The sequence below is a fragment of the Streptomyces sp. NPDC057950 genome (genome assembly GCF_042887295.1).
GTDB classification, from domain to species: Bacteria; Actinomycetota; Actinomycetes; order Streptomycetales; family Streptomycetaceae; genus Streptomyces; species Streptomyces kaempferi.
This window is the reverse complement of record NZ_JBHVPP010000009.1, coordinates 67,067-90,707: the sequence shown is the minus strand read 5'-3', so window position 1 is coordinate 90,707 and position 23,641 is coordinate 67,067. Positions and strand designations below refer to the sequence as shown.

The following is a 23,641-nucleotide window of genomic DNA, read 5'->3' as shown; positions in this document are numbered from 1 at the left end:
CGCGGGCTGAGGGCTCGCCTCTCCACCCAGGAGTCCCCTCTCCGGAGAGCCGGGCGGTCGCCATTCCCGCTGGGGCCGGCGGTCGCCATTCCCGCTGGGGCCGGCGGTCGCCATTCCCGCTGGGGCCGGCGGTCGCCGTTCCCGCAGGGGCTGGCGGTCGCCGTTCCCGCAGGGCCGGCCGGTCGCCCTTCCCGCAGGGCCGGCCGGTCGCCCTTCCCGCAGGGCCGGCCGGTCGCCGTTCCCGCAGGGGCCGCCGGTCGCCCTTCCCGCAGGCGGGTCGGTCAGCTCTCCCGGGGGCTCGGCGACGGCTCCGCGTGGGTGACGTCCTTGCGCGTCGTCGCGAGGTACACCACCAGGGCCAGGATGACGGCCAGGAACAGCGCGCTGGTGATCACGGTGCCGAAGCCCAGGCCGCCGTCGCCGGTGGGCTGGGAGAGGTAGTCGCCGATCGAGGCGCCGAGCGGCCGGGTCAGGATGTAGGCGATCCAGAAGGCCAGGACGGCGTTCAGACCGAGCGCGAAGCGGGCGACCGCCACGGCGGCGATCGCGAGGCCGAACAGGACGGCCGAGACCCAGTATCCGAGGGCCATCTTCTCGGCGACCAGGTCACCGGCCGCGGTGCCCAGCGCGAAGGTGAACAGCACCGCCAGCCAGTAGTAGGCCTCGCGCGACACGGTGTCGATGCTGTGGATGGACAGCGTGCGCTCGCGGCGGTACCAGACGGCGAAGACGATCGCGAGGGCGACGGAGAACACGGCGGTACTGGTGGTCAGCGGTACGCCCAGGTTGTCGGTCAGGTTGTCGCTGATCAGGGTGCCCACGACGCTGATGAGGGCCACGGCGAGCCAGTAGACGCCGGGGTTGTATGCCTTGGTGCGGAACTGGACCACGAGCACCGCCGCCAGCAGTGCGCTCATCAGCAGCGACACGCCGGTCAGGCCCATGCCCAGTTTCTCGTTCAGGAGGTCCGCCGCGGTCTCGCCGACCGTGGTGCACAGCACCTTGATGATCCAGAAGTACGCGGTGACCTCGGGAACCTTGTTCCAGCGCAGGCGGTGGCCGGGGGCGGCACCGGTGTGCGCGTACGCCCCGGACGTCTCGGAAGTCTCAGTCATGGGACCCGACCCTGCCAGCGGGATCCTGAAAGCATCCTGACTGCGCGGTGGCCCACTCGGACCCCGGCCGAGGGCGCCCCGGGCGCTCAGAGCACCCGGCGACGCGCCAGTACCGCCAGCACGACCAGGCCCGGCACCAGTGGCAGCCACACCGTCAGCAGCCGGTAGCCGAGGACGACGGACGCCGCCGCGACGCCCGGCGCTCCGGTCAGGGTGAGGGCCAGGACGAGGGCCGCGTCCAGCGAGCCGATTCCGCCGGGGGTGGGCAGCAGGACGGCGGCGCTGCTCGCGGCGAGGTAGGCCAGCGCCACCCGGGCGGGTGACAGCGGCAGTTCGAGGGCCTGGGCGACCGCGACGACCACGGTGGCGTGCAGCGCCGCGAAGGCCAGCGAGCCACCCCACAGCGCGGCGGCGCGGGCCGGGATCCCGTGCACGGCACGCACGTCCGCCAGGACGGCCCGCACCGCCCGCCGCAGCGGTCCCCGCAGGAGCACGACGGCGGTCGCGGCCACGGCGCCCGAGACCGCGACGGCGGTCACGGAGACGCCCGGGAGGCGCAGTACGCCCGGGCAGGCCGTCGCGAGCACGGCGATCAGGAAGGCGCGCGCCACGGCTCCGGCCGTGGCCTTCACGCCGAGCGCGGTCGCCGACCGGGCGACCGGCAGTCCGCACCGGGTCAGGAAGCGCAGGTTGACCGCGCCCGCGCCGAGACCGGCGGGCAGCACATGGTTGGCGGCGGACGCGGCGAACTGGGCGGCGACCAGCCGCCCGGTGGGCAGCGGCCGGGTCACCGCGCCCTGCTGGGCGAGTGCCGAGCACACCCAGGTCCCCCCGGTGGCGACGGCCGCGACGAACAGCCAGCCGTGGTCGGCGACGGCCAGCCGGCCCGTCCCGGTCCGGATCACCGGCCAGTGGTACCGCGCGAGATACGCGGCGCCGACCAGGACGACGAGTGTCAGCGCGGCGTGCGGGAGGACCCTCCTGGTCTTGACCATCGTCCACCTTTCACCCTACAGAGCGTAGGGTTTTCCACCCTACAAGACGTAGGGTGACAGAGGGAAGTCGCAGGAGAAAAAGGGCAGATCGAAGTGAAACGGGTGGGGGCGCACTCCGTAAGTCCTCACCACCGTCCGCACCCCTACGCGCTGTAAGGTGGCGAACATGGCTGGCACAGACCCTCGCGGGAGGGCGGAACGGCGCAGCGCCGGCGCATTGGAGAGCGAGGTGCTCGCCGCCCTGTGGGCCACCGACAAGGCCCTCACCCCCGCCGAGATACAGAGCGAGATCGGCGGTGGCCTGGCCTACAACACCGTGCACACGATCCTCAAACGCCTGTACGACAAGGGTCTGGTGCTGCGTGACGTCGACGGCCGGCGCGGCGCGTACCGGCCCGCCAAGAACGCGGCAGAACTGACCGCCGAGGCCATGCACGAGGCACTGGACCGCGGGCCGGACCCGATCGCGGCGCTCCAGCAGTTCGTCACCGGGCTGAGCCCCCGGGAGGAAGAAGCCCTGCGCGATCTCCTCGGGGGGAGCGGACCGTGAGGATCGACGTCTACATCCCCCTCTTCCTGCCCTTGCTGCTGACGGCCGCAGCGGCACAGGTGGGCCGGCGGATCTCCCCCGCGCCGGCCGCCCGCGTCCTCACCGTCGCGGCCGTGCTGACCGCGGCCGCTTCCACCTGGGCGCTGCTCCTGCTCGCCGCCACCCTCGTCAACGAGGCGCCGCTCGTGGCCACGGAGACCGGCGAGGCGGGCCGGCGCCTGCCCGAGCCGGTACCGGTGGCGATCGCCGTCGCCGCGATCACCCTTCTCTGGCTGATCGCCTTCCGCCTCGTACGGGCCCTGCGCACCCACTACGCGACCCGCCGCGTCCTTGAACGGCTGTGCGAGGGGCACCCCGCGGACAGCGAACTCGTCGTCGCCGCGTCCTCGACCCCGCGGGCCTTCGCGATCCCGGGGACGCCGGGCCGGATCCTGGTCACGTCCGCCATGCTCGGCGCGCTGGAACCGGCGGAGCGGCGGGTCCTGCTGGCCCACGAACGCGCCCATCTCACCCACCGGCACTCGGCGTTGTCGACCGCCGTGACCCTGGCCGCCGCGGCCAACCCGGTGCTGGAGCCGGTGCGCGCCACCGTCGCCTTCCTTGTGGAGCGCTGGGCCGACGAGGAGGCCGCGCGCAGCGTCGGGGACCGACGTACCACCGCGCGCGCCCTCGCTCGGGCCGCCCTGGTGGCCCAACGGGCCCGGCCGGGCTGCGCGCTGAACTTCTCGGAGCACGCCGTCACCCGCCGGATCGCCGCGCTGCAGACGGCTCCGCCGCCCAACCTGTGGTCCATCGGCGTGGCCGTACTGGCACTCGCCGCCCTGTCCGCGCTCGGCGCCCTGGACGCCACCGGCGATCTGCTGCGCCTGCTGGGCGAGTCGCTGCCGGACTAGGGCGCGACCGCTCAGGGCGCTCAGCGGGTGTGCGCGTCCACGGCGTCGATGATCTCGGGCCAGAGTTCGCGGGGGCGGTCGTGTCCCATGTCGGGGAGCAGCACGAGCCTCGCTCCGGGCACCAGGTCGGCCGTGCGCTGTCCGCCGCTGGGATCGATCAGGGTGTCGTCCAGGCCGTGGATCACCAGAGTCGGGACGCGAAGGCCGCGGAGCCCGTCGGCGCGTGAGCCGCCGAGGATCATCGCGCCGAGCTGCCGCCCGGCTCCGGCGGGGTGGTGGCCGCGGTCGTAGCTCTCGGCGGCCAGTTCACGAAGGCGTGCGACGTCGCCGTAGCGTCTGGACGCCCACACCAGTTCCCTTTCCGCGGCCGCCACGTACCCCTCCCGGTCCGCCGGCTTCGGGCCGAAGAGGGCCGCTCGGGCCTCGTCGCTGGGCCGGCCGTAGTCGGGCTCGCCGGTCGAGGACATCATCGACGTCAGGGTCAGCACCCGTGCGGGACTGCTGATGGCCATCGTCTGGGCGATCATGCCGCCCATCGAGGAGCCGACCACGTGGGCGCGTTCGATCCCGAGCGCGGTGAGCAGGCCGAGGCCGTCGTCGGCCATGTCCTGGAGGGTGTAGGGCACCATCGCGAGGGCGGACGGGATGTCGCCCGAGCTCACGGCGTCGATGAACCGGCCCACGTCGACGGGGTGGTCGTCGAACCTGGTGGACAGCCCGCAGTCGCGGTTGTCGTACCGGATCACATGGCGGCCGCGTTCCGCGAGCGCACGGCAGAAGTCCTCGTGCCAGGCGATCATCTGGGCTCCGAAGCCCATCACGAGCAGGACCGCCGGATCCGAGGAGTCGCCGAACGTCTCGTAAGCGAGGGACACTCCGGGCGCGACTTCGATGATCGACATGCCGTGAGTGTCGCAGCGCCCCCCGTCCGCGCGCACCCGGTATTCGCGATGCCCGACGCCCTCGCGGTGCCCGCCGTGTCCGCGCTGCCGCCATGTCCGCGCCGCCCGGCGGCGCGTCCGGTGGCGGATCGGCCGAGACCTCATGTCACCGCACGTCACAGCACGTCACGTGCGTCACCGCGCCGACAGAGCCGGGCCCGCCAGCGGGAGGGTGACCTCGAAGCGGCAGCCGCCGGGGACGTTGTGCACGGCGGCCCGCCCCTGGTGGGCCTCCACGATGCCGCGCACGATCGCCAGGCCCAGACCCGCCCCGGCGGGCGGGGTGCGCGCGTGGCTGCCGCGCCAGCCGGTGTCGAAGACGCGCGGCAGGTCCTCCTCGGGGATGCCCCCGCAGCCGTCGGTGACGGACAGCACCACACCGTGGTCCGACCGCTCCGCCGCGATCGCCACCGTACCGTCGGCCGGTGTCCGCCGGATCGCGTTGACGAGGAGATTGCCGAGGACACGGCTCATCTCCTTGCCGTCCACCTCGACCGGCACCGGCTCGACGCGGTCGCCGACCAGCCGCACACCGTACTCGCGCGCGAGCGGGTCGGCACCCGCGAGTGCGTCGCCCACGAGGTCGTACACGGAGACACGGGAGGGGGACAGGGCCAGGCTCCCCGCGTGTATGCGGGAGAGTTCGAAGAGGTCGCCCACCATGTCGTTGAGCCGTTCGACCTCGGTACGCATCTGGCGCAGATAGCGGTTCGGGTCGGCGGCGACGCCGTCCTCCAGCGCCTCCGACATCGCGCGGAGCCCGGCGAGCGGGGTGCGCAGGTCGTGCGAGATCCACGCGACGAGCTCACGGCGTGAGGTCTCCAGGGCCCGTTCGCGGTCCCGTGACTCGGCGAGCTTCACACTGGTGGCGGCCAACTCGCGTCCAAGGGCCGCGAGTTCGGCAGTCGCCGGACCGCCGGGGGCCGCGAAGTCACCGCCGTCGCCGAAGGAGCGGGCGGCCAGCGTCAGGTCCCGGCTGCGCGCCACGACCCAGCGGCCCAGCAGCAGCGCGGTGGCCAGCGAGACGACGGCCGCCATGGCCACCACCGTCGTGACGACGGTCAGGTCGTGCGAGGACAGGAACATCGCCCACGCCACGGCGAGTGTCCCCGCGAGCATCGCGGTCACCCCCACGGCGGCGACCACGGCGAGGGACGCCGTCAGCGAACGGCGCCGGATCAGCCACAGGGTGCCCGCGCCGAGCAGGCCCGCCCCCGCGGCGCCGAGAAAGGCGCAGAGGGCGATGAGCAGCATGTCACGCATGTCAGACCGCCTCCGTCGACTTCGTGGCGTCGAAGCGGTAGCCCACGCCCCACACCGTGTGGATCAACCGCGGCCTCGCCGGATCGTCCTCGACCTTCCCGCGCAGCCGCCGGACGTGCACGGTGACCGTCGAGAGGTCGCCGAAGTCCCAGCCCCAGACCTCACGCATCAGGTCCTCGCGGCTGAACACCCGTCCGGGGTGGCGGAGGAAGAAGGCGAGGAGATCGAACTCCCTTGTCGTGAGCGCGAGTTCGACGCTCCCCTTGGTGGCGCGGCGGGCGGCCGGATCAAGTCCGAGGCCGGCCGCGTGCAGCGGGTGCGCGGCGGTGGCGGGGCGCGCCCGGCGCAGTACGGACTCCACGCGCAGCACCAGTTCGCGGGGGCTGAACGGCTTGGTGACGTAGTCGTCCGCGCCCACCTCCAGGCCCAGGATCCGGTCGTCCTCGTCGCCCCGCGCGGTGAGCATGATGACGGGCACGGGACCGCGTCCGCGCATCCGCCGGCACACCTCGAGACCGTCCATCCCCGGCAGCATCAGGTCCAGCACCACCAGGTCGGGCCAGTGCGCGGCGGCACGGGCGAGCGCGGCGGGCCCGTCCGCGGCACGGTCGACGAGGTAGCCCGCTCGGTCGAGGTAGCCGGAGACGACCTCGGCGACGGTGGGGTCGTCGTCGACGACGAGGACACGCGCCGTGCCCCCGTGGCCCGCCGGGGCGGTCGCGGCGCCCGGCACCGCGTCGGGTCCGGTACCTGCGGATTCGTACGGCTCATGCATGGCTTCAGCCTCCCACCCGCCCCGGCGCCGTGCGGCCCTCCCCCGCTCGACGTCCGCGTTTCGTAAGGAGCCGAAGCCCTATATGTCTCTTTCGTGTTCGTAGGGTGAGAGCCGTGACGACCTCTCCCCCGGCGGACCCCGTAGTCGATGTGGTGCTGCCCTGTCTGAACGAGGCCGAGGCCCTGCCCTGGGTGCTCGCCCGCATTCCGTCCGGCTGGCGCGCGCTGGTCGTGGACAACGGGTCCACGGACGGTTCCGCGGAACTGGCCCGCGGCCTCGGCGCGACCGTGGTGCGCGAGACGCGCCGCGGGTTCGGTGCCGCCTGCCACGCCGGACTGACCGCGGCCACCGCCGACATCGTGTGCTTCTGCGACTGCGACGCCTCCCTCGACCCGTCCCTGCTCGTCCCCTTCGTGCGCGAGGTGCGCGACGGCACGGCCGACCTGGTGCTGGGGCGCCGACGCCCGCAGGGGTGGCGCGCGTGGCCCGCGCACGCGCGGGCCGGCAACCTCGCGCTCGCCCGGATGCTCCGCCGCCGTACCGGACTCGGCCTGCACGACCTCGGTCCGCTGCGGGCCGCACGCCGCGAACCGCTGCTCGCCCTCGGCCTCACGGACCGCCGCAGCGGCTATCCGCTGCAGATGGTCGTCCGCGCCGCCGACGCCGGCTGGCGCGTCACCGAGCACGACGTGCCGTATCTCCCGCGCACCGGGGCCTCCAAGGTCACCGGTACCTGGCGTGGCACCTGGCAGGCGGTACGGGACATGCGCCGCGTGCTGGCCGAGCCGCCCGCCCCGTCCCGCGCCCCCGCCCCGTCCCCGGGAGGAACCACCCCGTGAGCACCCTGCTCGTCATCGCCAAGGAACCGCGGCCGGGACGGGTGAAGACCCGGCTCACCCCGCCGTTCACGCCCCGTCAGGCGGCGTCGCTCGCCGAGGCGGCACTCGTGGACACCCTGCTCGCGGTCGCGGCGACGCCCGCGCGACGCCGCGTGCTGGTCCTCGAAGGCGCACCGGGTCCCTGGCTGCCGCCCGGCATCGACGTCGTACCGCAGTGCGGGGGTGACTTGGACGAACGGCTGGCCGCCGCCTTCGCGGACTGCGCCGGACCCGCGCTGCTCATCGGCATGGACACCCCGCAGGTGACGCCGGAACTCCTCACCGTGGACTTCGCCGGTTGCGACGCGTACTTCGGGCCGGCCGAGGACGGCGGTTTCTGGGCGCTGGGGCTCGCCGTCCCCGACCCGGACCTGGTGCGGGGAGTGCCGATGTCGACGGCCGCCACCGGCGCGGCGCAGCGGGAGCGGTTGACCGCGGCGGGGCTGCGTGTCCGCGATCTGCCGTGTCTGCGGGACGTCGACACGGCGTACGACGCCGGGCTCGTCGCCGCCGCGGCGCCGCGCGGACGGTTCGCCGCCGAGCTCGCCCGACTCGAAGCGGGGGCCGGGCGATGAGCACGGCACGCGAACTCGCCTCTGCCCCCGGCGCCACGGGAAGCCCCACCGCCGGTCCCACGGAAGGCCGGACCATCGATGCCACGGAAGGCCGGACCATCGATGCCACGGAGGGCCGGACCGCGGGCCGCGCGGGCCGTACGCCGCCGCCCGCGCCCGCGGTCCCGACCGCGGGCGCGCGTGGCGCGACGGGCCGAACCCCGGCTCCCACGGGCCGCGCGTCGCAGGCCGCGCCGGCACGACCCGGAACCGGCCTCGCGGGGCGGCCCGAACCCGAGCACCCCGAGCACCCCGAGCACCCCGAGCCCGACCCGACCGCGCCCCCCGCGCCCGACCCCGCACCGGACCTCCCACGCCACCCCCGATCCCACCTCCCACGCGTCCCCGATCATGGCCTCGCGCGGCGGGCCGCGTCCGGCGCCTCCCCTGCGCCGCCGGCCGGCGACCGGGACGCCTCCTGGTCCAGCGATCCGTACGCGGACGCGCTGCGGGTCGGTCGTGGCCCCCTCTATCTGCGCCGGACCGACGGCTGGCTGCTGCCGCTGGAGGTGGAGCGGTGGTGTGCCCGCGCCGACACCGCGGATCTGGAGATGCTGCGGCGCTGCGAGGGGGCCGTGCTCGACGTGGGGTGCGGACCCGGCCGGCTGATCGCGGCACTCGCGGCACAGGGGCGGCGGGCCCTGGGCATCGACGTCAGCGAGGCCGCCGTCCAACACACCGTCCGGCTCGGCGGACAGGCGCTGCACCGGTCGGTCTTCGAGTCCGTCCCCGGAGAGGGCCGCTGGGGCACCGCGCTCCTGATCGACGGCAACCTCGGGATCGGTGGCGACCCCGCCGCCCTGCTCGACCGCATGGGCCAACTCCTGACACCCGGCGGGCTGTTGATCGTCGAGACGGTGCCCGTCGATGTCGACGAACGGGTGCGGGTGCGCGTCGCCGACGGCCGGGGAGCCGCCGGGACGCCCTTCCTCTGGGCCCGCCTGGGCACCCCGGCGCTGCTCCGGCACGCACGCCGCGCCGGCTGGCACCCCGACGGTCACTGGTCGACCGGCGGCCGCTCCTTCGTCGCCCTGCGCAGCCGCAGCGCGAGCAGCACCGCGGAACCCCCGAACAGCGCCGCCGTGATCAGCAGCCAGCGGGTCAGGAAGCCGTCCCCCGCCAGGCCGGTGGCGGACCGGTAGCGGTCCGCCATCTGCCCGCTGATCAGCGGGAACCACAGCAGCAGCAGAAGGCAGGAGAAGGCCGCCGGGACACGGACGTAGACCGTCCACTCCCGGCGGCCGACCGCGCGCAGCCCCTGCGCGAGAACCCGGTCCGCGCCCGCGTACAACGGCACGAGCACCAGGTCGTGCAGCAGCGCGGCGCCCACGAACCACAGCGTCACGCCGAACCAGTCACCGGCGAGCAGCCGCACCCCCGCGTACCCGGCGAGCGCGAAGGAGCAGGCCAGGAGGAGGATCTGCAGCGGACTGCCCAGAGGCGGCCGGCGGACCGCGTCCGGCCGCCCGGCGGGAGTCGCGTATCGCTTCATCACAGGTCTCCGAACGTCATCCGGGCCACCCATTTGGTGTTGAGCACGCCGGGCGCCGCGGGAACGATGACGCGCGCCGGGTAGCCGTGGTCGGGGGTCAGGTCCTCGCCGTTGACGAACAGGGCGAGCAGGGAACGCGGATCGCGCACCTGGTTGTGGCGCAGGGCGCCCCGGCGGAACGCCCCGTGCCGCTGGAGCGACTCCACCAGCACGTCGGGCGCCGTGCCGTGCTCGTAGCCGACGAGTGACGCGAGATCCCGCAGCCGCACCCCGCGCCACCACTGGTCGGAGGTGGACCAGCCCTCCACGCAGGCGATGGGCAGCGCCGAGCTGTGCAGGGGCAGTCGCAGGAGGTCGGATCGGCTCAGCCGGACCGTGCCGGTGCGCCCGGCGACGACGAGCCGCCAGGCGTCCTCACCCGTCTCGCGCGGGTCGATCCCGGCGTAGCGGGCCGTCTTGTTGATCTGGAACCCGCCCGGCCCCGAGCCCGGTTCGGAGCCGCCGTGCGGGGCGAGCACCGCGGTCTGCCGCAGCGGCGCGTCGAAGCTGTGCCCCGCCGTCGTCACGAACAGGAGCAGTGACCCGCCGCCCACAAGCCCCACGGCGCCACGTCGTGACACGGTGGGTTCGGCAGGGTTCGGTGACACCAACTCGTCCTGCTCCGAGGGATGTTCGGCGGTGGTTGTATCGGGTTCGCCGTTCTCGGCGCGCATCCGGCGCACATTGCGCAGGGCCGCGGGTGTCTTCAGTACGGCGTGCGCGACGAAGGCGGCGATGAACACCCAGGCCCCGTAGAAGTGCAACGGGTAGAAGGAGCCTGGAAACAGGTAGTCGAGCTGGATGTTCAGCACGCCCGTCGTGAACTCGAAGAGCGCGCCGCCGACCAGCAGGAGCAGCGAGACGCGCTCCAGCGCGTGGGCGAGGGACCGGGCGGGCGGCAGCGCGAACAGCTTGGGGACCACCGACCACAGTTTCGCCAGGAGTACGGGGACGAGGGTGATCCCGAGCGTGACGTGGACTCCCTGGGTGAGCCGGTACAGCCACGACGGGTGGGTCGGCCACGAGAAGAGATAGAAGCCGAGGAGACCCTTGTCCGGAGTCTGGTCGTTCACCGGGGCCAGGTCCGGGTTGTAGGCGGCGTACGACAGCAGTCCCGTCAGGAACAGCACCGTGATCCCGCCGAGCAGCACGATGCCGAGCACGGAGGTGAACCAGGGGCCGCGCACGGGACTGCGCCAGAACGCGGGCGAGGTGGGGAGGAGGGGAGGCCGTGGCATGCCCCGACCGTAGGGCGGAGAAGGCCCCCAAAAGGGTCTTCGAACCATGACGAAAGCCTGACGTCCATCCCTGTGGCGGCATCAACGGGGTGTGCGCGGCCTACCGTGCCGGTGTGAACCGCGATCTTCTCCGCGACCGTCCCCGCGACATCTCCCCCGACCATCCGTGCGGCCCGCTCCGCGATCTCCTTCTCGACCTGTCGGCGGTCCTCGTCGCCGCACTGCTCGTCACGGCGGCCGCCCTGGTCGGCACCGCCGTCCAACGCCGCGACCATTCGCTCTTCGTCGGATGGCCTCCCCTGTTCGCGCGGTGGGAACCGCACGTCGGCCCCGGTACCCCGGCCGCCGTCGTGGTCGCCGTCGCCGTCGTGGCGTACGGCCCCGCGCTCGCCGCGCGGCTGTCCTGGCGCCCGCTGCTGTGCGTCGCCTGGGGCGCCACGACGGCCTGGACGTTCTCCCTCGCGCTGGTGGACGGCTGGCAGCGCGGCATCGCCGGCCGGCTGACCACCACGAACGAGTACCTCACCGTCATCGACCGCTTCCACGACATCCCCGCGACCCTGCGGGACTTCACCCACCACATCGTGAGCCAGTCCCCCGCGCCCTGGCCCGCGCACATCGCCGGACACCCGCCCGGGGCCACCCTCACCTTCGTGCTGCTGGACCGGATCGGTCTGGGCGGCGGGGGCTGGGCGGGCGCGTGGTGCGTCACCGTCGGCTCGACGGCCGCGGCCGCGGTACTGGTCGCCGTGCGCGTGCTGGCCGGGGAGGCCCTCGCCCGCCGCGCCGCCCCCTTCCTCGTCCTCGCGCCCGCCGCCGTCTGGGTGGGCGCCTCCGCGGACGGGTACTTCGCGGCGGTCGCCACCTGGGCCGTCGCGTTCCTCGCCCTCGCGGTGACCGGCTCCCGCCCGCGGGCGACGGGACTCGTCGCCGGGCTGCTGTTCGGACTCACCGCTTATCTGTCGTACGGGCTCGTGCTGTACGCGGTGATCGCCGGCGCCGTGCTGCTGCTCGGCTCCCGACGGCTGCGGCCCCTCCCCTACGTCGTCGCCGGAGCCGCCGTGGTGCCGGTGGTGTTCACCTTGCTCGGCTTCGACTGGTGGGAGGCGTACCGTCTGCTGGTCACGCGCTACTACCAGGGAGTCGGCGGGGTCAGACCGTACGGCTACTGGGTGTGGGCGAACCTCGCGTGCACGGTGCTGATCGTGGGCCCGGCGACGGTGGCGGGCCTGCGGCGGGCCGGCGCGGCCCCGGTGCGCGGGGGCGTCCGCCGCTGCCTGCGGCTGCCGGCCGCCGAACCCCGTCTCGCCCTGCTCGCGCTCGCCGCCCTGCTCGCCCTGCTCGCCGCCGACCTCTCCGGGATGAGCAAGGCGGAGACGGAACGCATCTGGCTGCCCTTCGCGATGTGGCTGCTCCCGGCCGCCGCCCTGCTGCCCCGGCCGCGTGTCTGGCTCGCCGCCCAGGGCGCCCTCGCGCTGCTCCTGAACCATCTGCTGCTGACCGGCTGGTGACCGCTTTCCCGAGGGGGACGGACGCGGGTAGACGACCGGTCGTACACTGACTCCATGGGACGGACCAGCGACGCCCGCGAGAAGATACTCAGCACCGCGCAAGCACTCATCGAGCTACGCGGTTACTCGGCCCTGGGCGTGGCCGAGATCTGCAAGGCGGCCGGTGTGCCCAAGGGCAGTTTCTACTACTTCTTCGAGTCGAAGGAGGCGCTCGCCCTGGCCGTGATCGACGAGCACTGGACCGGCCAGCGGCGGGCCTGGGCGCGGATCCTGAACGGTGACGAGGATCCGCTGCGGCGGCTGTGGCTGCTGTTCGAGGCGACCGAGGCCGGCCAGCTCGCCGGGCAGCAGAGCTGCGGCACCGTCTCGGGGTGTCTGTTCGGGAACCTCACCCTGGAGATGAGCAACCACACCGAGGCGATCCGCACCCGGCTGCAGGAGATCTTCGACGAGCAGGTCGAGATGGTCGCCTCGGTCGTCGGTGAGTCGCTCGGGCGCGGGGAGGTCGTCGTGGCCGACGCCCGGGAAGCGGCGCGGGCGGTGGTCGCCCAGCTGGAGGGGCAGGTGCTGTTCGCCAAGCTCTACAACAACACGCACCGGCTGGGCGCGCTGTGGGCGAACTGCCTGGCCCTGCTCGGCGCGCGTCCGCCCCGGGAGGCCGTGGCCGCGGTCTGACCCGCTCACGCCCGCGACCGGCCGCGAGGCGGGCCTCCTGAAGGGGGGCCCACGGTCCCGCCCTCCGCGTACCGGTCTTCAGCTCACCGGCCGTCGGTGCCCGGTCGTCACGGGGCCCGCCAGATGTTGTCGAAGGCCGCGTTCTCGATGCTGCGCCGTTGCCGTACGGCTTCGAGTTCCGTCTCCGCGTCGTGCACGGCGTCCAGGACCGTCCCGACCGCCTCGTCGGCGGGGGCTGCGCTCTCCGCGTCCGGGTGTTCGATGCCCACGGCGGCCGCCAGCCCGACGAGGACGGGATCGCCCTTCGACCAGCGGTCCTCCGCGCGGCGCCGGGCCGGCGAGTCGGCCCGTTCCGCCGGCCCGCCGCGCAGCGGATTCCAGCGACGGCGACCGGCGGCGAGGGGTGTCTGCGCCTCGACGGCGGCCCGATAGGCCGCGAACAGGTCACGCCCCCGGCGCCACAGCCAGTCCTCGACCGATTCGTACGGTTCCTGCCGGACGAGTGACGACACCGCCTCCGACAGCAGGGCGTCGTCCGGGGTCCATGCCGCGCCGGGCACGATGCGGTCATCGTCCAGGGTGAGGGCCCCGGCCTCGATGAGGTCGACCAGCTCGGCCCCCGCGAGGGCCAGCGACAGGTCGCCCTGCCCGATGTCGCGGCTGGACGTGACGTCCAAGGCGATGATCAACAGATCCTGCGGTGTGGTCATGACGGACTCCACGTCAGAGACATCGGTGGCGAGTGGCAGGCATCGGCGGCACACGGGCGGCGCCGCGCGTACACCGACGGCCCGCCCGCCGGTACGGGGCGGCATCCCGTATTACCACCATGTGGTGCGGGAAGCCGATACGCAGCACGGCGGCATGCGCGGGGGCCCGCACGGCGGCACGGCCCCCGTGGACGCGGTGGCGGCCCCGTCAGGACTCGGTGGCGGTACGGCCCGGGTCGTTCGGGTGGGACTCCAGGGCGGTGACGTTCAGGCTCATCCATGGACGCAGCGGGAGGGTGCCGAGCACCTTCTCGTGGAGTTCTTCCTCGTCCTCGGCCAGCCAGATGCCGAGGCTGCGCAGCTCACCGACCGGGCGCCACAGCCGCGCCAGCCGGCCGGCGGCGGCCAGTTCCCGGGCTCTGACGGCTTCGGCGGCGCGCCGACGGTCGACCTCGTCCTGACTGGTGCCCTCGGGGATCGTGGTGGTGATCTCGACCAGGAACTCTCGCATGATCCCGCTCCGCTCGGTGGGGGTCCGGCGGGTACCGGAACGCCGTGGATGAAGGGACGCCCGCGGGTTCCAGAGCCCGTGACGCCAGGACCCGTGGCTCCAGGAACCCTGGGCCCAGGAACCCATGGCTCCAAGACCCCGTACCTCCCTGCCCTCATCCTCCGTCCGGCGTCGGGACGGCGCCACGACCGGCTTCCTCCCCGCTGGGAGGCGCGGCCTCGCAGCGACGTAGCATGACGGACGTGGAACTGCGCCAACTGCGGTATTTCGTCGCCGTCGCCGAAGAGCTGAACTTCGGCCGGGCCGCCGAACGCCTGCTGATCGCGGGCCCCTCCCTGTCGCAGCAGATCAAGGCGCTCGAGCGCGACTTGGGCGTACGACTGTTCGATCGCGACCGCCGTTCGGTCTCCCTCACCTCGGCCGGCGCGGCCCTGCTCCCGCACACCCGCGCGCTGCTGGAACGGGCCGAGGACCTCCAGCGCTGCGCCGAGCGGCTCTCCGGATCGGAATCGGTGCGACTCGGCTACGTCAACTGGCTCCCGCCGGACCTGACCGCCCGCACCGCCGGAGTGGCCCGGCTCCACCTCGACGCGTGGATCGCCCCCTCGCACACCCAGGCCGCCCGGGTCGCCGACGGCAGCCTGGACCTCGCGGTGTGCTGGGTGCGCACCGAGGACCTGCGGCAACGCGGCCTGCAAGCCCGCCTCCTCGGCGCCGACCGGCTCTACGCCGTATCCGCGGGCGACGACACCGGCGAGGTGGCGGCGGTGGACACCGCCGTGCTCCTCGACGACGACGCCACCTCCTGGTCGTCCTGGAACGTCTACGCCGAACTGCTGGCCCGCGACACGGGGGCCCGCGCGGTGCGGATCTCCGACGGCGGCATCACCGGACCCGCGTTCTTCGACCACGTCCGCCGCAGCGGCCGTCCGGTCGTCAACTCCCCCAAGGGCCAGACCACTCCGCTGCCGCCCGACCTGGTCCAGCGCCCCGTCGTGGCGCCCCGGATCCACTGGACCTGGTCGCTGGTCCAGCGCGAGAACGAGGACCGGCCCGCCGTCCTGGCCGCCGCCGAAGCCCTCTGCGCCGACGTCGGTGACCTCGGCCTCGACACCCCGGACTGCTGGCTGCCCGAAGGCGATCCGCACCGGCGCTGAGTCCACCCGCCCCCTTCCGACCTGGGCTGGGAGGCTGCGCCTACCAACTGGGAGGAAACCCGTCCCGGCTCGACCCCCGTGGGACTTTGACTTCCCCCTCCGGGCACCCTACGGTCCAAATAGTCGACCGGTCGGCTAGCAATGGAACTGGCCATCGGAGATCGGTCGAGGAACCCTCACCACACGTTTCGGAGAAGTCATCATGAGCTCTCAGGACCAGAAGGTCGCAGTCGTCACCGGTGCCTCGCAGGGACTCGGCGCCGCCATCGCCGACGCCTACCGCAAGCTCGGCTACGCGGTCGTCGCCACCTCGCGCACCATCGCCCCCTCGAACGACGCGGGCATCCTGACCGTCCAGGGCGACATCGCCGACCCCGCCACCGCCGAGCGCGTCATCGCCGCCGGCATCGAACGCTTCGGCCGCATCGACACCCTCGTCAACAACGCCGGCGTCTTCGTCGCCAAGCCCTTCACCGACTACACCGCGGACGACTACGCCACGGTCGTCGGCATCAACCTCACCGGCCTCTTCCGTCTCACCCAGCTCGCCGTCGAGCACATGCTCGAGCAGGGCGGTGGCCACATCGTCAACATCACCACCAGCCTCGTCGACAACGCCGACTCGAACGTCCCCTCCGTACTCGCCTCCCTGACCAAGGGCGGTCTCCAGTCCGCCACCAAGTCGCTCGCCATCGAGTACGCCACCCGCAACATCCGCGTCAACGCCGTCTCCCCCGGCACCATCAAGACGCCCATGCACCCCGCGGAGTCCCACGAGGTCCTCGCCTCCCTGCACCCCGTCGGCCGCATGGGCGAGGAGAGCGACATCGCCGACGCCGTCATCTACCTCGAGAACGCCCCCTTCGTCACGGGCGAGATCCTCCACGTCGACGGCGGCATGAGCGCCGGCCACTGAGTCCGCACGACGACGGCACGACGAGGGAAGGAGCCCGATGAACAGCACGACGGACAGTGAGGCGATCCTGCGCGGCGTCCTCGACCGGTGGAAGGCCGGCGTGGACAGCCACGAACCGGAGCAGGTCGCCGCCCAGTTCACCGAGGACGCGATCTTCCAGGGGCTGCGCCCGTACAGCGTCGGAAGACCGGGCGTCGCCGCGTACTACGACTCGCAGCCGCTCGGGATGGCGGTCACGTACCGGATCCTCGAGACCCGGCGTCCCGCCGACCACCTCGTACTCGGCTACCTGGCCGCGGACTTCTCCTTCGCGGACCGGCCCACCGTCAGCCTCACCCTCGGTGTGCTGGTCGAGCGCACGGACGAGGGCTGGCGGATCGGCCACTACCAGGTCTCACAACTCGCCTGACCCGCAAGGGCTTTGGCCCGCGGCGGCGGTCGCCGGCGCGGGCCGCGGCAAAGGCACGGGTGCGCCGTCCTGTCGGGCAGACAGGACGGCGCACCCGTGCCTTCGGCGTCCCCGCCGGGCCTCGGCGGGCGTCCCCGCCCCTTTCGGGCCTCGGCCCCCGCACGTCCGGTCGACACGACTTTTACTCACCACGGATGGCATGACCCGGTCAAATCTGCCAGGCTTCCGGCAGCCGTCGCCCTGACCCCAGGGGGACGCGGCAGAAATCACACCCTCGCGATCGCGCGAGCGATCCGCGCAGTCCCGGCTGCCCTCCGGCGCACCCGAGCCGGGCGGGCGGCCACCGAGCAGGCCGGAATCCCGGCCGCCTCAAAGGAGTTCGTGTGAGACCGACCCCCCACAAGGCCCTCGCGACGGCCGCACTCGCCGTCGTCGCACTGGCCGCCGCCCTGCTCCCCGGAGCCCCGGCGTCGGCCGCGCCGCCCACCGCCCCCTCGGCAGACGCCTGCACCCCCGCCCAGGTGGTCACCAACGGCGGTTTCGAGAGCGGCACTTCGCCCTGGACCCAGTCGTCGACCAGCGTGATCACCTCTCGCACCGGCCAGACCGCCCACGGCGGCACCTCCTTCGCCTGGCTGGACGGTGTGGGCAGCACGCACACCGACACCCTCTCGCAGAGCGTCACCATCCCGTCCGGGTGCAGCTCCGCCACCCTCACCTTCTGGCTGCACATCGACACCACCGAGACGACGACGTCCACCGCGTACGACAAGCTGACGGCGAAGGTCGGCAGCACGACGCTGGCGACGTACTCGAACCTCAACAAGAACACCGGCTACGCGCAGAAGTCCTTCGACGTCTCGGCGTTCGCGGGCCAGACCGTGACGATCGCCTTCACCGGCACCGAGGACTCCAGCCTCAGGACGAGCTTCGTCCTCGACGACGTCGCCCTCGACACCTCCGGCGCCACCACTCCGCCCGCGGACTCCACCCGGACGCCGGCCGCACCCTCGTACACCGTCAGTCTGAGCAGCAACACCAGCGGCACCGTCTGGACCGGTCACGAGAGCGCGACCTTCACCAACGCCTCCTCCACCGCGCTCAGCGAGGTGTATCTGAGGCTGTGGGACAACTACCACGGCACCTGCTCCGCGACGCCGATCACGGTCAGCAACGTCACCGGTGGCACGGCGGGCGCCCTCTCGGTGGGCTGCACGGCCCTGAGGATCGGCCTGTCGACACCCCTGACGCAGGGTCAGACCGCCACGATCGGCTTCGACCTGGGGATCACCGTTCCCAGCGGCGCCGACCGCTTCGGCTACGACGGCGCCTTCGTCAACATCGGCAACGCACTGCCCGTACTGGCGGTCAAGGACGCGGCCGGCTGGCACCTGGACCCGTACACCAACAACGGCGAGTCCTTCTACTCGCTGGCCGCCGACTTCAAGGTGACCCTCGACCACCCGACGAGCCTCCTCGTCCCGGCCACCGGCACCTCGGTCGACACCGCCGGATCGAGCGGCCGGACGGTCACCACGGCCACGGCCGCCAAGGTCCGTGACTTCGCCTGGGCCGCCGGGCCGTTCAGCAAGATCTCCGGCACCTCCCCCGCCGGCACCGCGATCAACATCTACTCCGTCTCCGGCATCAGCTCCTCCGACTCCCAGTCGATGCTCTCCACCGCCAAGTCCGCGGTGGACGCCCACGCCGCGCGCTTCGGCGCGTACCCGTACGGCGAGCTCGACGCGGTGATCGACAACAACTACTGGTTCGGCGGCATGGAGTACCCCGGCTTCGTCCTCGACCTGGTCAGCACCACGGCGCTCACCCACGAGATCGGTCACCAGTGGTTCTACGGGATCGTCGGCGACGACGAGTACAACAGCCCTTGGCTGGATGAGGCGTTCACCGACTACGCCACCGACCTGGCGCAGAACAAGACCGGCACCAGCTGCTGGAGCAGCGTCTCCTGGGCCTCGAGCGCCGAGAAGATCACCAACTCGATGGCCTACTGGGACGCCCACTCGTCCCGGTACTCCACGGTCGTGTACGGCTACGGCAAGTGCGCCCTGCACGACCTGCGGCGCGTGCTCGGCGACACGGTCATGGCCAAACTGCTGAAGGACTACGCCACTTCGCACTGGTACGGCGTCTCGACGACGTCCGAGTTCAAGGCCGCCGCCCAGGCCGCCACGACCACGGACCTGACCTCGTTCTGGACCCAGCACCGCATCGACGGCTGACAGCCGGCCGGTCCGCCGCGGCGGGCGCCTTCCGGCGTCCCCCGCGGCGCACCGACGGCGGCGCGGACCCGAGCCGCGAACACACACCCGCCCGCGCTCGCGACGCGATGTTGTTTCCCTCTACATCTAGATGCATGATGCGATTATGCATAAGCGGGTTATGGACACGGGCACACCGGCGCCGGCCGAGGACCTGATGATCGCCGTGGAGCGGCTGGTCCGATACGTCCGTCGCAGCGCCGTCACCGGCGGTCTGAGCACGGCGGCCTCCTCGGCACTGAGCCGGCTCGGCCGGGAGGGGCCGCAGCGGCTGACCGAGCTCGCCAGGGCCGAGAACGTCTCCCAGCCGAACATGACGCAGCTGGTCACCCGGATGGAACGCGCGGGCCTGGTCCGGCGCACCGCCGACCACAGCGACGGCCGGGGCGTGCTCGTGGAAGCCACCGACGACGGCCTGGACGTGTTCCGCCGGCGACGGACCGAGCGCGCGGACGCCCTGGGGCAGCTGATCGAGGACCTGACCGAACCGGAACAGCGGGCTGTCCGGGTCGCGCTGCCGGCCCTGGCCCGGGTCATCGACGACCGCCATTCCCGCTCCTGACCCCGTTCCCTGCGACACCACGGAGAACCGCACATGAGTGAACCGCACGGAAGGGCCGCCGGCCCCTTCAAGCAGCCCCGGGCCGTCTGGGCCGTCGCGTTCGCCTGCGTCATCTCGTTCATGGGCATCGGTCTGGTCGACCCGATCCTGCCCGCCCTCGCCGAGGGTCTGCACGCCTCACCCAGCCAGGTCTCCCTGCTGTTCAGCAGCTACCTGATCGTCACCGCGGTCGCCATGCTGTTCGTCGGCTGGGTCTCCAGCCACATCGGCGCCAAGCGCACCCTGGTGGTGGGGCTGGCCGTCATCGTCGTGTTCGCCGCGCTCGCGGGCTCCACCGACTCCATCAACGGCATCGTCGGCTTCCGGGCCGGCTGGGGCCTGGGCAACGCGCTGTTCATCGCCACCTCGCTCGCCGTCATCGTCGCCTCCGCGAGCGGCGGCTTCGGCGGCGCGATCATCCTGTACGAGACCGCCCTCGGCCTCGGCATCGCCGTGGGTCCCCTGCTCGGCGGCGAGCTGGGCGCCATCAGCTGGCGCGGCCCCTTCTTCGGTGTCGCCGTCCTGATGGCCGTCGCCCTGGCCGCGACCCTGGCCTTCGTGCCGGCCCTGCCCAGGCCGGAGCGGCCCACCACCCCGCTCGCCCCCCTCAAGGCGCTGCGCCACCGCGGCCTGCTGACCATGGGCGTCATGGCCCTGCTGTACAACTGGGGCTTCTTCACGATGCTGGGGTACGCCCCCTACCCGATGAAGCTGAGCGCGCACCAGCTCGGACTGGTCTTCACCGGGTGGGGCCTGCTGGTGGCCGCCTTCAGCGTGTTCTTCGCCCCGCGTCTGCAGGCCCGGTACGGGACCGCCCCGGTGCTGTACGCCAACCTGCTCGGCCTCGGGATCGTCATGGCGGTCATCGCGGCCGGCGTCGACTCGCCCGGCGTGGTGATCGTGGCGGTCGTCGTCAGCGGCGCCTTCATCGGCATCAACAACACCCTCACCACCCAGGCCGTCATGCTCGTCTCGCCCGTCGAGCGGCCGGTGGCCTCCTCCGCCTACGGCTTCCTGCGCTTCATCGGCGGCGGCCTCGGCCCCTATGCCGCCGGCCGGCTCGCCGACGCGACCGACCTCAGCGTGCCCTTCTACCTGGGCGCCGGGACCTTCGTCGTGGCCATCCCGGTCCTGGCGAGCGGCCACCGTCTGCTCCGCCGGGCCGAACAGGCGGCGGGCCGGGGCGAAGCCGTCGCACCCACACTCACGCCGGTCGGCGCCGCGGCGGCCACCGACCGGCCACCGCTCATCGTCGCCGTCGGCGCCCACGACAGGGCCGCCGCCATCGTCGACACCGCGGCTCGGCTCGCCCACGAGGCGGGTACGGCCCTCGAGGTCGTCCACGTCCGGCAGACCGCCGTGGTCGAGGAACAGGCCGTGGACGTCGAGACCGCGGACCAGGCCCGTTCCGCCGTCACCGCCCACCTCGACCGGCTCGCGGCCCGCGGCATCCCGGCCGTCGGACAGATACTGACCGGCGTCGGCGACCACGCCGCCGCGGGCCGGGCCCTGGCCCGGCATGCCGCCGAGGTCCACGCCGGCACCGTCGCGGTGGGTCGCTCCCCCCGCGGTCCGCTGGCGCAGTTCGCCGACGGGAGCTTCACCAGCGCGCTCACGCACACCGCGGCCTGCCCGGTCGTCCTCGTCGACCCCGACAGCGCACCCCGGCCACTGACCGCGGCCACCCTGGCGGAACTGCGTGCCGCCTCCGCCTGAGCGACCGGCCCGGCATGCGTCACCCGTGCGTGTCACCTCCGGCGCGGAGGCCGGCCGGGCGACGAGCGGTGGGCCCGGTGCGGCACGGTGGCCGGGGGCGCACGGCCCGCGTCATCCTCTGCGCCGGGTTCGCGCGGCCCGCGCCGGGTTCACCGCTCGCCTCGGTCCACCGGCTGTGCGGCACGGGCCCCCATGCCGCGCGGCCCCGCGACCCGGAGCCCTGCGCGGCACCGGCGGGCGGCGGCCTTCCGGAAGACGCCTGCCGTCAGCCGACCTGCGCGGCGAACGCCTCGTACGCCCGCTCGTCGAAGAGGACGAACCTGACCTCCTCGACCGACGCCTCCGTTTCCCGCACGGTCCGGACCGCGACCCGGGCGGCGTCCTCCATCGGCCACCCGTACACACCGGCCGAGACGGCGGGGAACGCGACCGTGCGCGCGCCGAGTTCGTCGGCGACGCGCAGTGATTCGCGGTAGCAGGACGCCAGCAGGTGCGAGCGGTCCTCGGTGTCGCTGAAGACCGGGCCCACGGTGTGGATCACCCACCGCGCGTCCAGGTCGCCCGCGGTGGTCGCGACCGCCTTGCCGGTGGCCAGGCCCTTGCCGTAGTGCGAGGCACGGAGCCTTCGGCAGTCCGCCAGGATGGCGGGGCCCCCGCGGCGGTGGATGGCCCCGTCCACGCCCCCGCCGCCGAGCAGCGAGGAGTTCGCCGCGTTGACGATCGCGTCGACGCTCTGCCCGGTGATGTCGCCCCGGACCAGGGTGATGGCGGTCATGACGGCTCGGCCTCCTCATACGCGGTTCTCACCGCATTGTCCTCCGGGCACCGCCGGGCCGCCGCCGTCCGTGCCGCCGGTCCGCGCCGGTGTCCGTACCGGGTCGGTGGTCAGGGCTGTCGCAGGCGGCGCCACACGGCCTTCGCCGCGTTGTGCCCCGACATGCCGTGCACGCCGGGGCCCGGCGGGGTGGCCGAGGAGCAGATGAAGACGGCCGGGTGCGGCGTGCCGTACGGGGACGGGGACAGCCTGGGACGCAGCAGGAGCTGCAGTCCGGAGGCGGCGCCGCACGCGATGTCGCCGCCCACGTAGTTGGCGTTGCGCGCGGCGAGTTCGGCCGGGCCGGCGGTCGCGCGGGCGAGCACACGGTCGCGGAATCCGGGCGCGAACCGCTCCAGCTGGCGCTCGATCGCGTCCGTGAGGTCCCCCGTCCAGCCGTTGGGAACGTGCCCGTACGCCCAGAAGACCTGCTTCCCCTCGGGTGCCCTGGAGGGGTCGACGACGCTGGGCTGCACGGTGATCAGGAAGGGGGCGTCCGGCGCCCGGCCCTCGCGCGAGACGGCGTGCAGAGCGGCACCGATCTCGGCGCGGCTCGCGCCCACCTGCACGGTCCCGGCGGTACGGGCCTCCTCGGCCGTCCAGGGCACGGGACCGTCCAGCGCGTAGTCGACCTTGAAGACGCCTGCCCCGTAGCGGTAGTTCTCGTAGTACCGGCCGAAGCCCGCGATCCGGGAGAGCGCGGTGGGCGAGGTGTCGAAGACGTAGGCGCGCGCGGGCGGCAGGTCGTCGAGGCGCTTGACCTCGTAGTCGGTGTGGACACTGCCGCCGAGGTCCCGCAGGTAGGCGGTGAGCGCGTCGGAGATCGACTGGGAGCCGCCGCGCGCGACCGGCCAGCCCCGGGCGTGGGCGGCCAGCGCGAAGACCAGGCCGACGGCTCCGGTGCCGATGCCGTCCAGCGGGGCGATGACATGGGCGACGAGCCCGGCGAACAGGGCCTTGGCCCGCTCGTCACGGAAGCGCCGCATCAGCCACGTGGAGGGTGGCAGTCCGGTGAGGCCGAACCGGGCCAGGGTGACCGGGTCGCGGGGCAGCGCGGTCGCGGGCAGGGACATGAAGTCGTGGGCCAGCGTGTCCCACTTGGGGAGGAAGGGGGCGACCAGCCGCCGGTAGGTGCCGGCGTCGCGCGGTCCGAACGAGGCGGCCGTCTCGGCGACGGAGCGCGCGAGCACCGCGGCCGTACCGTCCGGGAACGGATGGGCCATGGGCAGCTCGGCGTGCAGCCACTCCAGGCCGTAGCGCTCCAGGGGCATCGCCCGGAAGGCGGGCGAGTTGATGCCGAGCGGATGGGCGGCCGCGCAGGGGTCGTGCCGGAATCCGGGCAGGGTCAGTTCTTCGGTACGGGCGCCGCCACCCACCGTGTCCCGAGCCTCGAAGACGGCGACCGAGAAGCCCCGGCGGGCCAGCTCCACGGCAGCTGTCAGCCCGTTCGGCCCCGCACCCACGACGACGGCATCGAGCATCGACGGCACCTCGGACTCCTTTGTCGCCGACGGCCACTGGCCACCAGGATATGCCGGAGGGCCGA

The 23,641-nt window shown here is 73.2% G+C and carries 23 protein-coding genes and 1 pseudogene; 13 read left to right on the top strand and 11 right to left on the bottom strand.

Features of this window, described 5'->3' with window-relative positions; genetic code table 11:
* Positions 1–281 precede the first annotated feature (281 nt).
* A complete protein-coding gene (locus ACFVTC_RS16830; RefSeq protein WP_390127552.1) occupies positions 282–1,115 on the bottom strand; it encodes a hypothetical protein in 834 nt (277 codons plus the stop codon).
* A gap of 86 nt (positions 1,116–1,201) precedes the next feature.
* On the bottom strand, positions 1,202–2,110 hold the full coding sequence (locus ACFVTC_RS16825; protein ID WP_390127550.1) for a YbhN family protein: 909 nt from the start codon (positions 2,108–2,110) through the stop codon (positions 1,202–1,204).
* Positions 2,111–2,276: 166 nt separating this feature from the next.
* On the opposite strand from ACFVTC_RS16825, the gene ACFVTC_RS16820 reads away from it, so the two are divergent.
* On the top strand, positions 2,277–2,660 hold the full coding sequence (locus ACFVTC_RS16820; RefSeq protein WP_390127548.1) for a BlaI/MecI/CopY family transcriptional regulator: 384 nt from the start codon (positions 2,277–2,279) through the stop codon (positions 2,658–2,660).
* Entirely contained in the window at positions 2,657–3,553 is an 897-nt protein-coding gene (locus ACFVTC_RS16815) for a M56 family metallopeptidase (RefSeq protein WP_390127546.1), read from the top strand. Before ACFVTC_RS16820 ends, ACFVTC_RS16815 begins: the two co-directional genes overlap by 4 nt.
* Before the next feature lie 20 nt (positions 3,554–3,573).
* Here ACFVTC_RS16815 and ACFVTC_RS16810 read toward each other — a convergent pair whose 3' ends face one another.
* From ACFVTC_RS16810 to ACFVTC_RS16800, 3 genes are all read right to left on the bottom strand, one after another.
* A complete protein-coding gene (locus tag ACFVTC_RS16810; RefSeq protein ID WP_390127545.1) occupies positions 3,574–4,455 on the bottom strand; it encodes an alpha/beta fold hydrolase in 882 nt (293 codons plus the stop codon).
* A 174-nt stretch (positions 4,456–4,629) separates the two neighbouring features.
* Positions 4,630–5,757 carry a sensor histidine kinase gene (locus ACFVTC_RS16805; protein WP_390127543.1) on the bottom strand — a complete coding sequence of 376 codons (1,128 nt, stop codon included), beginning with the start codon at positions 5,755–5,757 and terminating at the stop codon, positions 4,630–4,632.
* 1 nt (position 5,758) lies between these two features.
* A complete protein-coding gene (locus ACFVTC_RS16800) occupies positions 5,759–6,532 on the bottom strand; it encodes a response regulator transcription factor (RefSeq protein ID WP_390127541.1) in 774 nt (257 codons plus the stop codon).
* 104 nt (positions 6,533–6,636) lie between these two features.
* On the opposite strand from ACFVTC_RS16800, the gene ACFVTC_RS16795 reads away from it, so the two are divergent.
* From ACFVTC_RS16795 to ACFVTC_RS16785, 3 genes and pseudogenes are all read left to right on the top strand, one after another.
* A complete protein-coding gene (locus ACFVTC_RS16795) occupies positions 6,637–7,371 on the top strand; it encodes a glycosyltransferase family 2 protein (protein ID WP_329291417.1) in 735 nt (244 codons plus the stop codon).
* The gene (locus tag ACFVTC_RS16790) at positions 7,368–7,985 is read left to right on the top strand and encodes a DUF2064 domain-containing protein (RefSeq protein ID WP_390127540.1); all 618 of its coding nucleotides are present in this window, start codon (positions 7,368–7,370) and stop codon (positions 7,983–7,985) included. Before ACFVTC_RS16795 ends, ACFVTC_RS16790 begins: the two co-directional genes overlap by 4 nt.
* Positions 7,982–8,848 (top strand): annotated as a pseudogene (locus ACFVTC_RS16785) (class I SAM-dependent methyltransferase); the annotation flags it as partial. The gene ACFVTC_RS16790 and the pseudogene ACFVTC_RS16785, both read left to right, overlap by 4 nt.
* Positions 8,849–9,021: 173 nt before the next feature.
* Here the strand turns inward: ACFVTC_RS16785 and ACFVTC_RS16780 are convergent.
* A complete protein-coding gene (locus ACFVTC_RS16780) occupies positions 9,022–9,516 on the bottom strand; it encodes a hypothetical protein (protein WP_390127538.1) in 495 nt (164 codons plus the stop codon).
* Positions 9,516–10,793 carry a molybdopterin-dependent oxidoreductase gene (locus ACFVTC_RS16775; protein WP_390127536.1) on the bottom strand — a complete coding sequence of 426 codons (1,278 nt, stop codon included), beginning with the start codon at positions 10,791–10,793 and terminating at the stop codon, positions 9,516–9,518. The genes ACFVTC_RS16780 and ACFVTC_RS16775 overlap by 1 nt, the downstream gene beginning before the upstream one ends.
* A gap of 149 nt (positions 10,794–10,942) precedes the next feature.
* Between ACFVTC_RS16775 and ACFVTC_RS16770 the strand changes: the two genes are divergently transcribed.
* Positions 10,943–12,304, top strand: coding sequence for a hypothetical protein (locus ACFVTC_RS16770; protein ID WP_390127876.1), 1,362 nt, complete (start codon positions 10,943–10,945; stop codon positions 12,302–12,304).
* A gap of 54 nt (positions 12,305–12,358) precedes the next feature.
* Positions 12,359–12,979: a TetR/AcrR family transcriptional regulator gene (locus ACFVTC_RS16765; RefSeq protein WP_390127534.1), complete on the top strand. Its 621-nt coding sequence runs from the start codon at positions 12,359–12,361 to the stop codon at positions 12,977–12,979.
* Positions 12,980–13,086: 107 nt separating this feature from the next.
* On the opposite strand, the gene ACFVTC_RS16760 is transcribed toward ACFVTC_RS16765, so the two are convergent.
* Positions 13,087–13,689, bottom strand: coding sequence for a GPP34 family phosphoprotein (locus ACFVTC_RS16760; protein WP_390127533.1), 603 nt, complete (start codon positions 13,687–13,689; stop codon positions 13,087–13,089).
* A 208-nt stretch (positions 13,690–13,897) separates the two neighbouring features.
* Positions 13,898–14,200 (bottom strand): muconolactone Delta-isomerase family protein, encoded by a 303-nt coding sequence (locus tag ACFVTC_RS16755; protein ID WP_390127531.1) that lies wholly within the window; start codon positions 14,198–14,200, stop codon positions 13,898–13,900.
* A 233-nt stretch (positions 14,201–14,433) separates the two neighbouring features.
* Between ACFVTC_RS16755 and ACFVTC_RS16750 the strand changes: the two genes are divergently transcribed.
* From ACFVTC_RS16750 to ACFVTC_RS16725, 6 genes are all read left to right on the top strand, one after another.
* Positions 14,434–15,357, top strand: coding sequence for a LysR family transcriptional regulator (locus ACFVTC_RS16750; protein ID WP_390127529.1), 924 nt, complete (start codon positions 14,434–14,436; stop codon positions 15,355–15,357).
* 202 nt (positions 15,358–15,559) lie between these two features.
* Positions 15,560–16,273, top strand: a complete 714-nt coding sequence (locus ACFVTC_RS16745; protein ID WP_390127527.1) for an SDR family NAD(P)-dependent oxidoreductase — start codon at positions 15,560–15,562, stop codon at positions 16,271–16,273.
* Positions 16,274–16,310: 37 nt separating this feature from the next.
* Positions 16,311–16,682: a YybH family protein gene (locus tag ACFVTC_RS16740; RefSeq protein ID WP_390127526.1), complete on the top strand. Its 372-nt coding sequence runs from the start codon at positions 16,311–16,313 to the stop codon at positions 16,680–16,682.
* 383 nt (positions 16,683–17,065) lie between these two features.
* A complete protein-coding gene (locus ACFVTC_RS16735) occupies positions 17,066–18,925 on the top strand; it encodes a M1 family aminopeptidase (RefSeq protein ID WP_390127524.1) in 1,860 nt (619 codons plus the stop codon).
* Positions 18,926–19,070: 145 nt separating this feature from the next.
* The gene (locus ACFVTC_RS16730; protein ID WP_390127522.1) at positions 19,071–19,526 is read left to right on the top strand and encodes a MarR family winged helix-turn-helix transcriptional regulator; all 456 of its coding nucleotides are present in this window, start codon (positions 19,071–19,073) and stop codon (positions 19,524–19,526) included.
* 33 nt (positions 19,527–19,559) lie between these two features.
* The gene (locus ACFVTC_RS16725) at positions 19,560–21,281 is read left to right on the top strand and encodes an MFS transporter (RefSeq protein WP_390127520.1); all 1,722 of its coding nucleotides are present in this window, start codon (positions 19,560–19,562) and stop codon (positions 21,279–21,281) included.
* A 265-nt stretch (positions 21,282–21,546) separates the two neighbouring features.
* Here the strand turns inward: ACFVTC_RS16725 and ACFVTC_RS16720 are convergent, their stop codons facing one another.
* Entirely contained in the window at positions 21,547–22,056 is a 510-nt protein-coding gene (locus ACFVTC_RS16720) for an O-acetyl-ADP-ribose deacetylase (RefSeq protein WP_390127518.1), read from the bottom strand.
* Positions 22,057–22,166: 110 nt separating this feature from the next.
* Positions 22,167–23,576 carry a phytoene desaturase family protein gene (locus ACFVTC_RS16715; RefSeq protein ID WP_390127873.1) on the bottom strand — a complete coding sequence of 470 codons (1,410 nt, stop codon included), beginning with the start codon at positions 23,574–23,576 and terminating at the stop codon, positions 22,167–22,169.
* Between the last annotated feature and the right edge of the window lie 65 nt (positions 23,577–23,641).

Coding starts and splice junctions, on each gene's coding strand:
- ACFVTC_RS16830 (WP_390127552.1), bottom strand. CDS start 1,115: ATGACTGAGACTTCCGAGACGTCCGGGGCGTACGCGCACACCGGTGCC.
- ACFVTC_RS16825 (WP_390127550.1), bottom strand. CDS start 2,110: ATGGTCAAGACCAGGAGGGTCCTCCCGCACGCCGCGCTGACACTCGTC.
- ACFVTC_RS16820 (WP_390127548.1), top strand. CDS start 2,277: ATGGCTGGCACAGACCCTCGCGGGAGGGCGGAACGGCGCAGCGCCGGC.
- ACFVTC_RS16810 (WP_390127545.1), bottom strand. CDS start 4,455: ATGTCGATCATCGAAGTCGCGCCCGGAGTGTCCCTCGCTTACGAGACG.
- ACFVTC_RS16805 (WP_390127543.1), bottom strand. CDS start 5,757: ATGCGTGACATGCTGCTCATCGCCCTCTGCGCCTTTCTCGGCGCCGCG.
- ACFVTC_RS16800 (WP_390127541.1), bottom strand. CDS start 6,532: ATGCATGAGCCGTACGAATCCGCAGGTACCGGACCCGACGCGGTGCCG.
- ACFVTC_RS16780 (WP_390127538.1), bottom strand. CDS start 9,516: ATGAAGCGATACGCGACTCCCGCCGGGCGGCCGGACGCGGTCCGCCGG.
- ACFVTC_RS16775 (WP_390127536.1), bottom strand. CDS start 10,793: ATGCCACGGCCTCCCCTCCTCCCCACCTCGCCCGCGTTCTGGCGCAGT.
- ACFVTC_RS16765 (WP_390127534.1), top strand. CDS start 12,359: ATGGGACGGACCAGCGACGCCCGCGAGAAGATACTCAGCACCGCGCAA.
- ACFVTC_RS16760 (WP_390127533.1), bottom strand. CDS start 13,689: ATGACCACACCGCAGGATCTGTTGATCATCGCCTTGGACGTCACGTCC.
- ACFVTC_RS16755 (WP_390127531.1), bottom strand. CDS start 14,200: ATGCGAGAGTTCCTGGTCGAGATCACCACCACGATCCCCGAGGGCACC.
- ACFVTC_RS16750 (WP_390127529.1), top strand. CDS start 14,434: ATGACGGACGTGGAACTGCGCCAACTGCGGTATTTCGTCGCCGTCGCC.
- ACFVTC_RS16745 (WP_390127527.1), top strand. CDS start 15,560: ATGAGCTCTCAGGACCAGAAGGTCGCAGTCGTCACCGGTGCCTCGCAG.
- ACFVTC_RS16740 (WP_390127526.1), top strand. CDS start 16,311: ATGAACAGCACGACGGACAGTGAGGCGATCCTGCGCGGCGTCCTCGAC.
- ACFVTC_RS16730 (WP_390127522.1), top strand. CDS start 19,071: ATGCATAAGCGGGTTATGGACACGGGCACACCGGCGCCGGCCGAGGAC.
- ACFVTC_RS16725 (WP_390127520.1), top strand. CDS start 19,560: ATGAGTGAACCGCACGGAAGGGCCGCCGGCCCCTTCAAGCAGCCCCGG.
- ACFVTC_RS16720 (WP_390127518.1), bottom strand. CDS start 22,056: ATGACCGCCATCACCCTGGTCCGGGGCGACATCACCGGGCAGAGCGTC.
- ACFVTC_RS16715 (WP_390127873.1), bottom strand. CDS start 23,576: ATGCTCGATGCCGTCGTCGTGGGTGCGGGGCCGAACGGGCTGACAGCT.